The sequence below is a fragment of the Nonomuraea sp. NPDC003754 genome, from assembly GCF_053605785.1.
The window spans coordinates 76,963-91,190 of the sequence record NZ_JBSGJX010000011.1; the positions used below are offsets into that span (position 1 = coordinate 76,963).

Genomic DNA, 14,228 nt, shown 5'->3' on the forward strand with positions numbered 1-14,228 from the left:
GAGCCGTCGCGCCGGTCACCCGCGATCGGCGAGACGGCTCCTGGCTCAGGACTTGGCGGACGACGGCGTGGCCGAGGGCGCGAGCGACTCGTGCGGCAGCGGCGTCGTCGTGTTCTTGGGCTCCGGCGGCAGCGGCTGCTGGTCGGCGGTCGAGGTGATCGCGTACTCGCCGCCGCAGGTGGCGCCGAGCTCAGGGGTGTCGGGCCCGTTCTGGTACTTGGTGATGAACTTGGGCAGCTTGGCGTCGCCGGCGTCCTGGAAGGTCAGCTGGTGTCCCCAGGTGCTGGCCACGATGGGGGCCGGCAGGCCGGGGTACGGGCTGACCAGCATGTACTTGGAGTCGCCTGTCGACTCGGCGATCGTCTTCAGCTTCTCGAGCTGGGCCTTGGGCAGGTCGGGGCGGTAGGTGATCCAGACGGCGCCGTGCTCGAGCGAGTGAACCCCGTGCTCGTTGTGGATGGGCTTGTCGTAGATCGCGCACTGCTGCCAGTAGTTGTTGTGCTTGCCGCCGACGGGCGGGCTCTCCTTGTACTTGACCGAGCTCCAGACGTGCTCGCCGCCCGCGTAGGAGACGTTGGTCACCGCGTCGAGCGAGGTCGCCTGCCGGTCCTTCACGATGTAGAAGCCGACGCCGCCGACCAGAAGGAGGATGACGAGACCGCCCACGCCCCACATCAGCATGGCGGACCGGCGCTCCTTGGCCTTCTGCTCCGCCCGCATCTTCGCCAGATGCTCGCGTCGCGCCTGCGCCTTCTCCTTCGTCATCAGTTCCTCCATGGGGTCACCAACTGCGGGTCACCCTATGCCCTCGGGGCGTATGTGGCGAATAAGGAAGGACCGGTGAGTAGTCTGGGAAAACGATGACGAAAAAGCCTCTTCTGATCGCGGGATTCGCCGCGCTCGCGGTCGCCGCAGTGTTGTTCTTCGTGATGGGCAGGACCGGCACTCCCACCGACTCGTCCGCCGAGGCCGGATTCGCCCGCGACATGGGCAAACACCACGCGCAGGCGACCGAGATGGCCTTCGCCGCGCGCGACAGGTCGGCCTCCCCCGACATCAGGAACCTGAGCGAGGACATCATCGTCACCCAGACCGCGCAGCGCGGGATGTTCATCGGGTGGCTGCAGCAGTGGGGGCTCGACCAGGCGAGCGCCCGTCCCGAGATGGCGTGGATGGTCGGCCACGCGGGCCACGGCGGCACCCAGGACAAGCCCGAGCCGATGCCGGGTGTGGCCACCCCGGAGGAGATGGCCAGGCTCAGGAGCCTGCAGGGCAAGGAGGCCGAGATCTTCTTCCTGCAGTTGATGATCCGCCATCACGAGGGCGGCGTGGAGATGTCCAAGGGCCTGCTGGAGCTGTCGGACCGGGCCGAGGTGAAGGGGCTGGCCCAGCAGATCGTCAACAGCCAGACCAGCGAGATCAAGCTGATGACGGACCTGCTGAAGCAGCGCGGCGCGGCACCCCTGCCGTCGATCCTGCGGTAGCGGCGCGCGGCCCAGCCGCGGCTCCTGCGTAGCGGCGCGCGGCCCTGCGGTGCGGGTTCTGCGGTAGCGGCGCGTGACCATGCCGTGGATCCGGAAATAAGGCACGATGGCGACATGGGAGAGCCCGAAAGCCGCCTGGAGGTCAGCATCTCGCCGGAGGTGGAGGCGGGGCAGTACGCCAACTTCGCCTCCGTCTGGCACACCCGCGACGGGTTCGTGCTCGACTTCGCGGTGATCACCAGGCCGCCGCAGCTGGCGGAGGAGCCCGAGTCGGGACAGCCCGTGGTGAGCGTCCCGACTCGGATCGTCAGCCGTATCAGAATTCCGCCGAGCCAGGTCTTCGAGCTGATGAAGGCCCTGGAGCAGCAGCTGACCGCCTACGAGAAGGAGATCGGCGGCTCGCCCTGAAGCTCCTCGGCCACGGCGGCGGCGAAGGCGTCGACGTCGGCCTCGGTGGTGTCGAAGGAGCACATCCAGCGCACCTCGCCGGTGGCCGCGTTCCAGGTGTAGAAGCGGAACCGCTTCTGCAGCCGCTCGGTGACGTCCTGGGGCAGGCGCACGAAGACCGCGTTGGCCTGCGCCTCCCTCGACAGTTCCACGCCGGGGATGTCGCGGACGGCCGCGGCCAGCCGCGCCCCCATGGCGTTGGCCTGCCGGGCGTTGCGCAGCCACAGGTCGCCCGACAGCAGGGCCTCGAACTGCGCGGAGACGAAGCGCATCTTCGAGGCCAGTTGCATGAACGTCTTGCGCAGGTAGTCGACGCCGGTGGCCGCCTCGGGGTTGAGCACGACGACGGCCTCGCCGTACAGCAGGCCGATCTTGGTGCCGCCGAACGAGAGGACGTCCACGCCCGCGTCGGTGGTCAGCGCGCGCAGCGGCACGTCCAGCGCGGCGGCGGCGTTGGTGAGCCTGGAGCCGTCGAGGTGGACGGTCATCCCCAGCCCGTGGGCGTGCTCGCAGATGGCCGCGATCTCGTCCGGGGTGTAGAGGGTGCCGAGCTCGGTGGTGTTGGAGATCGAGACGACCTTGGGCTGGGCCCGGTGGACGTCGCCGAAACCCCACGCCTGGGTGTCGATGAGGGCGGGCGTGAGCTTGCCGTCGGGCGTGGGCACGGTGAACAGCTTGATGCCGCCCACGACCTCGGGCGCGCCGCCCTCGTCGGTGTGGATGTGCGCGGTGTCGGCGCAGACCACGGCCTCCCACTGCCGGGTCATGGCGCGCAGCGAGACGACGTTGGCCGCGGTGCCGTTGAAGACCGGGTAGGTCTGGGCTCCGGCGCCGAAGTGGCTCCTGAAGATCTCCTGCAACGCCTCGGTGTAAACGTCCTCTCCGTAGGAGATCTGGTGGCCCTCGTTGGCCGTGACGATGGCCTGGAGGATCTCCGGGTGCACGCCTGCGTAGTTGTCGCTGGCGAACGCCTTGAGAGCGGGGTCGTGGCGGGGAATCACTGGGTGAGGTCCAATCGGATGCCGTTGATCTCGTCGGCGGGCCGCTCGTACAGCTGCGCGACCGCCTCGGCGAGGGTATCGACGTGGGTGAACCCGGCGAACTTCGCCTCCGGCTTGGCGGCCTTCATGGCGTCGTTCAGCAGCGCCTTGACCACGAGGACGGTGGCCGCCGAACCGGTGTCCTTCAACGCGTCGGCCAGCGAGAACGTCCACGCCTCGGCGGCGGCCTTGGCCGCCGCGTAGCAGGCTCCGCCCGCGGTGGGCTTCTCGGCCGCCTTGGCCGACACGATGACGAACCGGCCGTTGTCGGACTTCCTGAGCAGCGGCTCGAAGGCCAGCGTCACGTGCTGGAGGGTGCGGACCAGCAGGTCGTGCAGGACGGCCCAGTCCTCCAGGTCGGTGTCGGCGAACGTCTTGCCGCCACGCCACCCGCCGACCAGGTGGACGACGCCGTCGACCTGGCCGTGCTCGGCCTCGATGCGCTCGGCCAGTGCCTGGACGGCGCCGCGGTCGAGCAGGTCGACGTCGTCCTTGTCCACACCGATGACCGTGTGACCGTTCTCGGTGAAGTGCTTGGCGACGGCCTGCCCGGTCGGCCCGGCCGCACCTGTGATCAGAAGGATCATGCTCGGATCCCCTTCGTGGACTCGACGACGTCACCGAGCTTACGGCGGAGGGCCTCGTAGAACATGCTCAGGGGGAACTCGTCGGGCAGCACGGCGTCGACCATGGCCTTCTGTTCCTCGGGAAGCCGGCCGGTCTTCCACACCGAACGGGGGTGCGGCTCGACGTAGGCGGTGACCAGCTCGTAGGCGGCGATCCAGTGCGCCATCTTGGCGCGGTCGATGCTGTCGCGGTAGAGCTTCTCCACCTCGCCGCGCAGGTCGGCCACGCCGTCGGCGACGCGGTTCCAGTCGATCGACAGCCGGTTGTCGGTCCACCTGATGATGTCGTTGCGGTGCAGGTAGGCGAACAGCAGCTGGCCGCCGAGCCCGTCGTAGTTGCGCACCCGCTCACCGGTGATGGGGAAGCGGAAGAGCCGGTCGAACAGGATCGCTAGCTGCACGTAGCGCGCGTGCGGCACGCCCGCCGCCTCCAGCTTGACCGCCTCGCCGAACGCGGTGAGGTCGCAGCGCAGCTCCTCCAGCGAGTACAGCCAGTACGGCATGCGCTGCTTGATCATGAAGGGGTCGAACGGCAGGTCGCCGTGGCTGTGGGTGCGGTCGTGGATGAGGTCCCACATGACGAAGGTGTCCTGGGCCAGTTCCTGCGACTCCAGCAGCCTGGCCGCGTCCGGCGGCAGGTCCAGCTTGAGCGTCCGGGCGGCGGCGCTGCTGACCGAGCGGAAGCGCGCGGCCTCCCGGTCGGCGAAGATGCCGCCCCAGGTGAAGCGCTCGGGCGCCTGCCGTACCGCGACGGTCTCGGGGAACAGCACCGCCGAGAAGGTGTCGTATCCGGCGGTGAAGTCCTCGAAGGCGATCGGCACGAACAGCGGGTTGTCGTAGCCGTTGGACTCGAGCTCGGCCAGCCAGTCGGGCCAGATCGTGCGGATCCAGACCGCTTCGAGGTTGCGGTTGGGGTTGCCGTTCTGGGTGTACATGGGGAACACCACGAGGTGCTCCAGGCCGTCGACGCGCTGGGTGTCGGGGTGGAAGAGGTTGAGCGAGTCGAGGAAGTCGGGCACGCCGAGGCCCTGCTCCAGCCACTTGGCCAGGTCTGCCTGAACGGCCTGCAGGTAGGCGGCGTCGTGCGGGAAGTAGCCGGACAGGCGGCCCACGAGGTCGGAGACGTAGCCGACGAGGGCGGCGGCGGCCTGCTTGTCGTCGGGGACCGAGCCGTCCTTGGCCTGGAGCGGGCGCAGCTCCTCGACGACGGCCTTGAGCTGGGCGAACAGCTCGGACTTCGCCTCGTCCTGGGCGCCGGCCGGACGGGTGGCGGACGGCACCCGGGCCGCCCACGTCACGACGTTGCCCCACAGGGCGCGGTGGTCGTAGTCGTCGATGGAGTCGTCGCCGAACAGGTCGGAGTCGGCGAAGGCCACGACCTTGCCCTTGCCGTACTCGACGGAGACGGCCAGGGGCGCGCCCGCGGGGTCGGCGGTGGCGGAGGTGGTGAACAGCACGGTGGCGTCGTCGCGGGCGGTGAGCACGCCGGAGCGGTAGAAGCAGGCGCTGCCGACGCCGGCGAGCACGCCGCCGGTGGAGGGGGTGCCGAGCACCCAGGTGGCGACGCCGCGGTGGGCGTTGCCGGGGTCGCGGACAGTGGTGTGAGTGATGCCGATGCCGAAGCGGGCGAGCAGCTCGGCCAGGTTGTTGCCGTACTTGTCCTGCTCCTCCTCGGCCAGGACGATGAGCCCGCCGCCGTCGGCGACGAAGGACTCGATGGCGTTGAGCTCGTCGGCGGTGAAGACGGGGCTGCCCTGGCCGGTGGTCCGCTCCCAGCGCTGCTGCGACGGGTGGGCGACCACCAGGACGTCGTGGTCGGCGAGCTGCTCCAGGCTGCCGGAGGTGACCCGGTGCCCCAGGCGGCGCAGCAGGTCGGCGGCGCGCGCGTAGCTGTTGTCGTCGGGGTGGGCGGGATTGATGGCCTCGGCGACCTCACGCCTGATCGTCCACGACTCGCTGTGCGCCTCGTCGAACAGCACCCTGGGGAACGCTCGCATGAAAATCTCCTGTTTCGGACGCTCTCTTACGGAAAATATACACATAGAACGGGCATGGACCGCTATACCCTCCCGAATCGCGAGACAGGGGTGGCGTCCCGCTCCCCCGGCCGGGTGACGGCGGATCGGTCAGCAGGCGGACGACCGGCGGCCCGGCGCGACCTAGCGTGCCTGGCATGCTCAACAACCAGGTCGCCTTCCGCAGGATCGCGGCGGGCACGCTCCTCATCACCGCACCGCTGCTGCAGGCGGTCGCCGTCGTCGTCGATCCGGGCACGTGGGGCGACGACCGCGAGGCGGTCAGCTTCGGGGTCAACCCCACCCTCGCCCAGCTGCAGTCCGCGCTCTACCACTGGAGCTGGCTGCTGATGGCCGTGGCCGCGCTCGGCCTGGCCCACCTCACCCGGCGCCGCAACACCAGGCTCGGCCACGTGGCCGCCGCCATGGCGGTGATCGGCTACAGCTCGCTGTCCGGCATGCTGATCATCGACCCGGTCGAGTGGTGGCTGGGCCGGCACTACCCGCCGGAGCGGGCACAGCAGATCATGGACGAGATGCTCGGCCTGCCGATCACCGTGGGCGCCTTCCAACCGTGGATGTTCCTCGGCCTGATCGGCCTGCCGCTGCTGACCGTGGCGGTGTGGCGGTCCGGCTTCGTCGGCTGGTGGGTGCCGCTGGTCGTCAGCCTAGGCTACCTGGGCTCCTTCGCTGTGCCGTACGGCCCGCTGACCGTGCCCTTCTGGTGCGCGCCCGTGCTCGCCCTGGGCTGGACGGGCCTGAAGGTGCTGCGCATGGGCGACGCGGCCTGGGCCGCGTACTACCCGATGGCCGCGCCCGGCCGGACCACGCCCGACTCGTACGCGAACACGACGGCCTGAGCCCGGTCGCGCAGGTGCAGCTTCATCAGCACGCGGGCCACGTGCGTCTTGACCGTGGCCTCCCCGACGAACAGCTCGCGGGCGATCTCGGCGTTGGTCAGCCCGCGCGCCAGCAGGCGCAGCACCTCGAGCTCGCGCGGAGTCAGGTCGGCCAGCTGCGGCGGCGGGGTGGGGTCGTGCCGCCCGGCGAAGGAGGCGATGACCCGGCTGGTCACCGCGGGGTCGAGCAGGGCGTCACCGGCGTGCACGACCCTGATCGCCTCCACGAGCTGCTCGGGCGGCGACACCTTGAGCAGGAAGCCGCTGGTGCCGGCGCGCAGGGCGGCGTAGAGGTTCTCGTCGGTGTCGAACGTCGTCAGCATGACGACCTTCGGCGGCGCGGGCTCCTCGAAGATCTTCCTGGCCGCGGCGAGGCCGTCCATGCGGGGCATGGAGATGTCCATCAGCACGATGTCCGGACGCGTCCGCCTGACCACGGCCAGCGCCTCATGACCGTCGGCGGCCTCGCCGACGACCTCCATGCCCTCTTCGCTGTCGACGACCATGCGCAGGCCCACTCGGACCATGGCCTGGTCGTCCGCGATGACGATGCGAATACCCACACGCGGAGAGTAGACGTTGGGGACGCTCTTGCCCATAGGGGTACAGCGGGCTCCAAGTCAGGCTCAAGTGAGCGCCACACTCGTCTTGATCTTCGCCAGCGTCTCGGGGTCGCATGCTTCCGGCGCGCAGAAGTAGAGGATGAGCGCCGGCTTGGAGGGCGTCTCGACGAGATAGCCCGTCACGTTCAGCTCGCTGGAGTGGTCGGGGCTCTGCATGAAGCCCGTGAACTCGGTGGCGGGCCGGCCGGCGACCAGCGCCTTGCTGGGTTCGCTGTTGAAGGTCACCTTGCCCGGCAGCATCGTGTTGAGCGTCTCCTGCATGGTCTGCAGGTCGGCCTTCGGATCGAAGGTGTCGGCCAGCTGGACGAACACGCCTTGGGTGTCGGCCGGATCCAGTGCGTGGACCTCCTTCCAGTCGGCGTCAGGGCCCGCGACGAACAGCGACTCGAACTGCGGGGCGCTCGGCGAGGCCAGCGCGAAGAGGTCCAGGTGCGTCTCGGCCGTCCAGCTCTCGGGGTAGTCGAAGCTCATCGGCACCGCGGCGGACGGCTTGTAGACCCGCATCTCCTCGCTTCTGTTGGTCAGGAAGAGCACGGCGGCGACGGCGATCGCGGCGAGGACGGCGACCGCCCCGGTCAGGAAGAGCACCAGCTTCTTCCGCCTGCGCGGCGGGGCGCCGGCGGCGCGCTTGGCCGTCCTGGGCTTGGCCGCACGGGTCTTGGCCTCCGGCGGGATGCCGGTCTGCTGCTGCGGGCGCGTGGGCGCGTACTCGCCGCTGATGGCGTCGCGCAGCGCGCCGACGAACGCCGTGCAGGTGGGATAGCGCTGTTCGGGCGACTTCGCCAGCGCCTTCATCATCACCCCGTCGACCTCGAGCGGTAGCTCCTGGCGCAGGTGCGACAGCGGTGTCGGCGCCTCGGCCAGGTGCGCCCACAGCAGGGCGACGTCGTTGTCGCGTTCGAACGGCATCCGCCCCGCCAGGGCCTCGTAGACGACGCAGGCCAGCGCGTACTGGTCGGCGCGGCCGTCGATGTGCTCCTTGTTGATCTGCTCAGGCGACATGTAGCGCGGTGTGCCGATGAACTGGTCGGTCTGCGTGAGCCCGGTGATCGAGGTGCGGTGCTTGGTGATGCCGAAGTCGGTCAGGTAGACGTGGTCGCCCGCCAGCAGGATGTTGGCCGGCTTCACGTCGCGGTGGATCAGGTCGTGCGCGTGGGCGGCGTCCAGTGCCGCGGCCACCTGCGCGGCGATGGAGTTGACCTGACCGACCGGCATCGGTCCCCGGTCGTAGATGAATCTGCGCAGGTCGAGGCCGTCCACATAGCGCATCGAGATGTAGAGCACGCCCTTCTCGTCGGAGTTGGCCTCGTAGATCGGGATGATGTTGGGGTGCTCGATGCTGGCGACGGTCCTCGACTCCAGGATGAAGCGCTGACGGAAGCGGTCGTCCACGCTGAGGAGCGGATTGAGGATCTTCAGGGCCACGCGGCGGCTCAGGCGGGGGTCCAGCGCAAGGTAGACCACCGCCATGCCGCCTTTGCCGATGACGTCCTCGATGTAGTATCCCGCGACCTCCTGGCCGATCAGGGATCTCTCGTTCAAGTGCATCACGTTTCGATCGGGTGGCCGCAGTAGCCACAGAACCGGTGCGCGGGGCCCAGTTTCATACCGCAGGACGTGCAGAACTTCACCTGTTGCTGTGCGGTCAGCACAGGCTGCGACTGCGGTTGTTGCGGTGGGACCGCAGGGAAGTTCTGCGATCGTCTGACCATCACGGTCGGATTGGCGCCGTCATCAGGCGGCGGTGCGCCGACGTGAACCTCCTGCGGCTGCATCTCCTCCAGTTCTTCTCCTTCGGGTCCGGCCCTGCGGCGGCGCCGCCACAGCAGCACCGCGATCCCCGCGGCCAGCGCCAGCAGGACCGCCGCCCCGACGACGAACGGCCACAGCGGGATGCTGGTGGGCGGAGGCGCGGTGGCCTTGCGGGCGCCGATGTCCTGGGCCGTGCCCTTCTTGGCCAGCGAGTCCTTCAGGTGCGCCTGGGCCACCGGCTGACCCGGGTAGTAGTCGAGCACGCGTTTGAAGGCCGGCGCGGCGTCGGTGTAGTTGTGGGTGTGGTACCGGGTCAGCGCCGCCTCGAAGGCGGCGTCGAGCGGACCCCTGCGCGCGGGCGTCTTGGCGGCGGCCAGCGCGGAGGTGATCTCCCTGACGCCGATCATCCGTGCCACCGTGCCACCACCGACCAGCAGGCCGATGACGTGGCCGTCCTTGTCACCGATGACGGGCGCGCCGAGCATGCCCTGGTCGATCAGCTTGCCGAGCTTGACGGGCTCGTCGACCTTCTTCTGCGGGTCGGCGAAGATCCGCCCGCCCTCACCCGCTCCGCCGGGACCGAGGTGCGCGATCTCGACCTTGAGGGGCTGCGTGGCGGCCGGCCTGCCGAGGAATCCCGCGACCGCGGTCGGCGCGCCGACCTTGTCGGGCACCTTGTCGGCCAGCGGCGCCGTGGGCATCCCGATGCCGCCCTCGGACGTCGAGGTCGGCCGCAGGACGGCCGGCGACAGCGGGTCGTCGCCGAGCTTCACGACCTCGGCCTTGAACCCCCGGCCGGCGGGCGTGATGTTCGGGAACACCGTGATGTCCTGCTTGATGTCGACGATGCAGGTCGACATCTTGCTCTTGAGGTCGTAGCAGAGCTGGAGATGGTGGTTGAGCTGATCGTCTGACACCGTGTGCCGGTCGAAGTCGGCGGGGATGTTCACCTTGTGGTAGTCGCCGAACACCTTGTTCGCGGCGTAGACCGCCAGGTCGTTGTCGGTGTGGACGACCTGGGTGAGCGTGACGAGCGTGCCGTCGGGATTGACCATGGTGCCGGTGCCCGTCCCGATGGGCACGTCGTAGGTGCGCTCGATGTGCAGCAGCTCGCCGACGTGGTCGAGCAGGGTGATGTCGATGATCGCCTTGGCCTCGACCCGCGCCACCGCGGGCGTGACCAGGTCGGTGATGCCGCTGGGGTGGTTATGCGCTAATGCCGGGGGCACGCTCAACATCGCGAGGGCGACCGCCACTCCGGGCACTGCGAGACGCCTCATAACGAGCTCCCTACCGACGACAGAACCAGACTCCCAACCGCCCACCGAAAGTCAATCGTGACAAGCGCTTGCTTGAGTCCTACCGTATCGACGTGGAATACCAGATCGGGGTTGACGTCGGCGGCACATTCACGGACACCGTGCTGCACGGCCCGTACGGCGAGGTGTCCGTCGCGAAGTGTCTGACCACCCCTGACGACCCACTCACTGGCATCATGTCCAGTATCTCCCAAGTGCTGTTTTATGCCACCCCCTCGAAGGTCAAGAGGGTCGTCCACGCCACCACCCTGGCCACGAACGCCGTGCTCGAACGCACCGGCGCCCGCGTCGCCTTCGTGACCACGCGGGGCTTCCGCTCGCTGCTCCCGCTCGGCCGCTACGCGCGCGTCGAGGAGGACCGCTACGACCTCCGCTTCACCCCGCCGCCGCCACCCGTGGCCGCCGAGGACTGCTTCGAGGTGGACGAGCGCGTGGCCGCCGACGGCTCGGTGCTCGTGCCGCTCTCCCAGGAGTCCGTACGGCGGGCCGGCCGCGAGATCGCCGCCCGCGGCATCACCTCGGCCGCGGTGTGCCTGGTGCACTCCTACGCCGACCCCACCCACGAGCGGCAGGTGGCCGCCGTGCTGAAGGAGTACGTGCCCGAGGTGGTGATCTCGTCGGAGGTGTGGCCGGAGCTCAGGGAGTACGAACGCGCCACGACGACCGTCATGTCGGCCTACGTGGGGCCGCTCATGTCGTCCTACCTCACCAGGCTCCGCGAAGGGCTCGCCGCGCTGGGCATCACCGCCCCCGTGCACGTCATGGAGTCCGGGGGCGGCGTCATGTCCGCCGCCCAGGCCGCGCGCAGGGCGGTGGCGACGATCGAGTCCGGCCCCGCGGCCGGCGTGCTGGCCGCCGCGCGCACCGGGCACCCCCGGGTGATCTCCTTCGACATGGGCGGCACCACGGCCAAGACCTGCGTCATCACGAACGGCAGACCCGAGATCACCCACGAGTTCCACGTCGGCGGCAAGGGCAGCTTCGGCGGTCGCCGGGCGGGCACCGGCGTGCCGGTGAAGACCCCTGCCATCGACCTGGCCGAGGTGGGCGCGGGCGGCGGCAGCGTCGCGTGGGTGGACCAGGCCGGCGCGTTACGTGTGGGGCCGCGCTCGGCGGGCTCCTCCCCCGGCCCGGCCTGCTACGGGCTGGGTGGCTCCGCCCCCACGGTCACCGACGCGAACCTGGTCCTCGGCTACCTCTCCCCCGCCTCCTTCTCGGCCTTCCTGCTCTCCGCCGACCTCGCGGAGAAGGCGCTGGACAGGGTGGCGGGGCCGCTCGGGGTGTCGCGCGCGGCGGCGGCGCACGCCGTCCACGAGATCGTCGCGGCGGCGATGGGATCGGCGGTGCACGTGGTGACCGTGCAGCGGGGGATCGACCCGCGCGGGTTCGTCATGGTGGCCTTCGGCGGCGCGGGCCCGATGCACGCGGCCAGGGTCGCCGAGCGCTTCGGCATCGGCACGGTCGTGGTGCCGGCCCTGTGCGGCGTCGCCTCGGCCGCCGGGCTGCTGGCCGGCGAGCTGACGGCCGAGCGCGTGCGGTCCGCGCCGTCGGCCGCCGATCCCGAGGCCGTCTTCGCCGCCCTGGAGGCCGCGGCCCGCGACGATCTCGCGGTCGCCGCCGGCGCTCCCGGCGTGCGGGCCGAGCGCGCGGTGGACGTCCGCTTCCGCGGCCAGGCGCACGAGCTCACCGTCCCGTGGGGGCCGTCGGTGGCCGGCGCCTTCCACGAGAAGTACCGGCAGGTGTACGGCATCGCGCAGGAGGGCGAGATCGAGCTGGTCAGTTTCCGCCTCCGGCTGAGCGTCCCCGCCACGAACGCTGCTGCCGGGACCCGAGCCACCGGCGAGCTCCCCGGAGCCGGGGCCGGGATCACAGGGGCCGGGATCACAGGGGCAGAGGTGACAGGGGCCGAGGTGACAGGGGCCGGGGTCGGGGTCGCACGAGCGGGGGGCACTGGCCGCAGGGTCGCCTACTTCGCCGAGTGCGGCGGCTACGCCGAGGTGCCCGTGCTGCCCCGCGCCGCGCTCACCCGGCTGGCGGGCCCCGCCATCGTCGAGGACCCCGAGTCGACCATCGTCGTCCCGCCCGGCTGGAGCGCCGCCCTCGCGTCCGACGGGGCCGTGGTCCTCACCAGGACGACCGGGCAGGAGGACCGGGCATGACCCTGACCGCGGAGGTCCTGCGCAACGCCCTGGTCGTCGCGGCCGAGGAGGCGAGCATCGTCGTCGTCCGCTCGGCCTACTCCACGTTCATCGTCGAGGGCTCCGACGCCTCCGCCGCCCTTCTGGACGCCAGGGGACGGCTGATCGCCCAGTCGACGGCCACCACGCTGATGAACAGCATGGCGCTCAAGGTCGCCCTGCCGTACCTGCTGGCCGACCACCCCGCCGGCACCATGCGGGAGGGCGACGTCTACGTGCTGAACGACGCCTACCGCGGCGGCGTCCACACCAACGACCTGCTCGTCTACCGGCCCGTCTTCGTCTCGGGCGGGCCGGCCTACTTCACCGCGACCATGATCCACGTCTCGGACCTGGGCGGCCTGTCGGCGGGCGGCATGGCGCCGCTGGCGACCGACATCTTCCTCGAGGGCCTCCAGCTCCCTCCCGTACGGCTGGCCACCGCGGCGGGTCTGGAACCCGCCGTCGAGGCCATCCTGCGCGCCAACTCGCGCACGCCCGACAAGGTGATGGGCGACGTGCGCGCGCTCGTCGCGGGCACCGCCGTCGCCGCCGCCCGGATGTCGTCGCTCGTCGCCGAGCACGGAGCCGAAGGCCTGGCGCGCGGCATCGACGCCTACCTGGACTACACCGAGGCGCGCACCAGGGCCGCACTGGCCGACCTGCCGCGTGGCCGCTTCACCGGGTCGTACCCGATCGACGACGACGGCGTCCACCCGGACCGGACGCACACGGTCAGGGTCGCGGTCACGACGGGCCCGCCGTCCACGGACCCCTCGCCATCAGGCGGCTCATCACCGGACCGCTCGCCATCGGGCCCCTCGTCACCGGGCGGCTCACCATCGGGCCCCTCGTCACCGAGCGGCTCACCATCGGGCGGCTCATCACCGGACCGCTCGTCACCAGGTCCCCCGCCGTCGGGAGCCGCCGCGCACGTGGTGGTGGACTTCGAGGGGACCGACCCGCAGGTACCCGCCGCGATCAACGCCTCCGCGTCGCAGTCGCTGGCCGCCGCCGTCTTCGCCGTGCGCTGCTTCCTCGACCCCACGATCCCCATGAACGACGGCTGCCTGCGCGCGATCAGCGTCCTGCTGCCGGAGGGGTCGCTGCTGAACGCCCTGCCCCCGCACCCGTGCGGCGGCAGGTTCGTGCCGATCTACGCGGCGATGGAGGCCATCTTCCAGGCGCTGTCCGACGCGATGCCGGAGCGGGCCATCGCCGCCAGCGGCATCCTCCAGCCGTTCTCGATCGCCGCCGTCGGCGCGCCGTACTGGATCCACCTGTCCTACGACTTCGGCGGCGTGGGCGCGCGGCGCGGGCTGGACGGGCCCGACGCGACGGGCGTGCACTTCGGCATCGGCCGCAACTCCGTGCCGCAGGCCGAGCCGGTGGAGACGCGCTGCCCGCTGGTCGTCGAGTCGATCGAGACCATCACCGACTCGGGCGGTCCCGGCGCGTACCGGGGCGGGCTCGGCTCGCGCACGGTCCTGCGTTTCCTCGCGCCGTGCCATGTCACGACGCGCGGCGACCGGCTGCGCCACGCCCCTCCCGGCCGGGACGGCGGGCTGCCCGGCAGGCTGGGCGGCTTCTTCCGGCGGCGGGCGGACGGCTCGCTCGAGCGGCTGCCGGCCAAGGCGAACAACGTGCTGTTCCAGGCGGGAGAGGCGTTCGTGGTCGAGACGACCGGCGGTGGCGGGCTGGGCTCGCCGCTGCTCAGGGACCGGGCCCTGGTGGCGGCCGACGTCCGGGCGGGCCGGGTCAGCGCGCGGGCGGCCAGGGAGGACTACGGCCTGCGCGGGTGACCAGCCGCGCGCGGGGACACCACGGACGACGCGAGCGGAAGCCC

At 70.7% G+C, this 14,228-nt stretch carries 12 protein-coding genes; 5 read left to right on the plus strand and 7 right to left on the minus strand.

What is annotated here, in order from left to right:
• Positions 1 to 45: 45 nt before the first annotated feature.
• A complete protein-coding gene (locus ACWEVS_RS16185; protein ID WP_452552085.1) occupies positions 46 to 765 on the minus strand; it encodes a DUF3105 domain-containing protein in 720 nt (239 codons plus the stop codon).
• A gap of 95 nt (positions 766 to 860) precedes the next feature.
• Here ACWEVS_RS16185 and ACWEVS_RS16190 point away from each other — a divergent pair, with 95 nt between their 5' ends.
• Both ACWEVS_RS16190 and ACWEVS_RS16195 read left to right on the plus strand, forming a co-directional pair.
• Complete coding sequence (locus ACWEVS_RS16190) at positions 861 to 1,484, plus strand: DUF305 domain-containing protein (protein WP_449916315.1); 624 nt, start codon at positions 861 to 863, stop codon at positions 1,482 to 1,484.
• A 114-nt stretch (positions 1,485 to 1,598) separates the two neighbouring features.
• Positions 1,599 to 1,892: a DUF3467 domain-containing protein gene (locus tag ACWEVS_RS16195; RefSeq protein WP_354912993.1), complete on the plus strand. Its 294-nt coding sequence runs from the start codon at positions 1,599 to 1,601 to the stop codon at positions 1,890 to 1,892.
• On the opposite strand, the gene ACWEVS_RS16200 is transcribed toward ACWEVS_RS16195, so the two are convergent.
• From ACWEVS_RS16200 to ACWEVS_RS16210, 3 genes are read right to left on the minus strand one after another with little or no spacing between them, the layout of a single operon-like run.
• Entirely contained in the window at positions 1,862 to 2,932 is a 1,071-nt protein-coding gene (locus ACWEVS_RS16200; protein ID WP_449916321.1) for a threonine aldolase family protein, read from the minus strand. The genes ACWEVS_RS16195 and ACWEVS_RS16200 overlap by 31 nt on opposite strands.
• Positions 2,929 to 3,558, minus strand: a complete 630-nt coding sequence (locus ACWEVS_RS16205; RefSeq protein ID WP_449916324.1) for an SDR family NAD(P)-dependent oxidoreductase — start codon at positions 3,556 to 3,558, stop codon at positions 2,929 to 2,931. Before ACWEVS_RS16205 ends, ACWEVS_RS16200 begins: the two co-directional genes overlap by 4 nt.
• Complete coding sequence (locus ACWEVS_RS16210) at positions 3,555 to 5,594, minus strand: DUF6421 family protein (RefSeq protein ID WP_452412858.1); 2,040 nt, start codon at positions 5,592 to 5,594, stop codon at positions 3,555 to 3,557. Before ACWEVS_RS16210 ends, ACWEVS_RS16205 begins: the two co-directional genes overlap by 4 nt.
• Positions 5,595 to 5,770: 176 nt before the next feature.
• Between ACWEVS_RS16210 and ACWEVS_RS16215 the strand changes: the two genes are divergently transcribed.
• A complete protein-coding gene (locus ACWEVS_RS16215; RefSeq protein WP_452552088.1) occupies positions 5,771 to 6,472 on the plus strand; it encodes a hypothetical protein in 702 nt (233 codons plus the stop codon).
• Here ACWEVS_RS16215 and ACWEVS_RS16220 read toward each other — a convergent pair.
• From ACWEVS_RS16220 to ACWEVS_RS16230, 3 genes are all read right to left on the minus strand, one after another.
• Positions 6,412 to 7,074: a response regulator transcription factor gene (locus ACWEVS_RS16220; RefSeq protein WP_354913003.1), complete on the minus strand. Its 663-nt coding sequence runs from the start codon at positions 7,072 to 7,074 to the stop codon at positions 6,412 to 6,414. The genes ACWEVS_RS16215 and ACWEVS_RS16220 overlap by 61 nt on opposite strands.
• A 63-nt stretch (positions 7,075 to 7,137) precedes the next feature.
• Complete coding sequence (locus ACWEVS_RS16225; protein ID WP_449917550.1) at positions 7,138 to 8,682, minus strand: serine/threonine protein kinase; 1,545 nt, start codon at positions 8,680 to 8,682, stop codon at positions 7,138 to 7,140.
• Complete coding sequence (locus ACWEVS_RS16230; protein WP_452552090.1) at positions 8,682 to 10,166, minus strand: hypothetical protein; 1,485 nt, start codon at positions 10,164 to 10,166, stop codon at positions 8,682 to 8,684. Before ACWEVS_RS16230 ends, ACWEVS_RS16225 begins: the two co-directional genes overlap by 1 nt.
• A 92-nt stretch (positions 10,167 to 10,258) precedes the next feature.
• Between ACWEVS_RS16230 and ACWEVS_RS16235 the strand changes: the two genes are divergently transcribed.
• Together ACWEVS_RS16235 and ACWEVS_RS16240 are read left to right on the plus strand one after the other, a co-directional pair.
• Positions 10,259 to 12,364: a hydantoinase/oxoprolinase family protein gene (locus ACWEVS_RS16235; RefSeq protein WP_452552092.1), complete on the plus strand. Its 2,106-nt coding sequence runs from the start codon at positions 10,259 to 10,261 to the stop codon at positions 12,362 to 12,364.
• Positions 12,361 to 14,184 (plus strand): hydantoinase B/oxoprolinase family protein, encoded by a 1,824-nt coding sequence (locus ACWEVS_RS16240; RefSeq protein WP_452552094.1) that lies wholly within the window; start codon positions 12,361 to 12,363, stop codon positions 14,182 to 14,184. The genes ACWEVS_RS16235 and ACWEVS_RS16240 overlap by 4 nt, the downstream gene beginning before the upstream one ends.
• Positions 14,185 to 14,228: the final 44 nt, after the last annotated feature.

Coding starts and splice junctions, on each gene's coding strand:
- ACWEVS_RS16185 (WP_452552085.1), bottom strand. CDS start 765: ATGACGAAGGAGAAGGCGCAGGCGCGACGCGAGCATCTGGCGAAGATG.
- ACWEVS_RS16190 (WP_449916315.1), top strand. CDS start 861: ATGACGAAAAAGCCTCTTCTGATCGCGGGATTCGCCGCGCTCGCGGTC.
- ACWEVS_RS16195 (WP_354912993.1), top strand. CDS start 1,599: ATGGGAGAGCCCGAAAGCCGCCTGGAGGTCAGCATCTCGCCGGAGGTG.
- ACWEVS_RS16205 (WP_449916324.1), bottom strand. CDS start 3,558: ATGATCCTTCTGATCACAGGTGCGGCCGGGCCGACCGGGCAGGCCGTC.
- ACWEVS_RS16210 (WP_452412858.1), bottom strand. CDS start 5,594: ATGCGAGCGTTCCCCAGGGTGCTGTTCGACGAGGCGCACAGCGAGTCG.
- ACWEVS_RS16215 (WP_452552088.1), top strand. CDS start 5,771: ATGCTCAACAACCAGGTCGCCTTCCGCAGGATCGCGGCGGGCACGCTC.
- ACWEVS_RS16225 (WP_449917550.1), bottom strand. CDS start 8,682: ATGCACTTGAACGAGAGATCCCTGATCGGCCAGGAGGTCGCGGGATAC.
- ACWEVS_RS16230 (WP_452552090.1), bottom strand. CDS start 10,166: ATGAGGCGTCTCGCAGTGCCCGGAGTGGCGGTCGCCCTCGCGATGTTG.
- ACWEVS_RS16240 (WP_452552094.1), top strand. CDS start 12,361: ATGACCCTGACCGCGGAGGTCCTGCGCAACGCCCTGGTCGTCGCGGCC.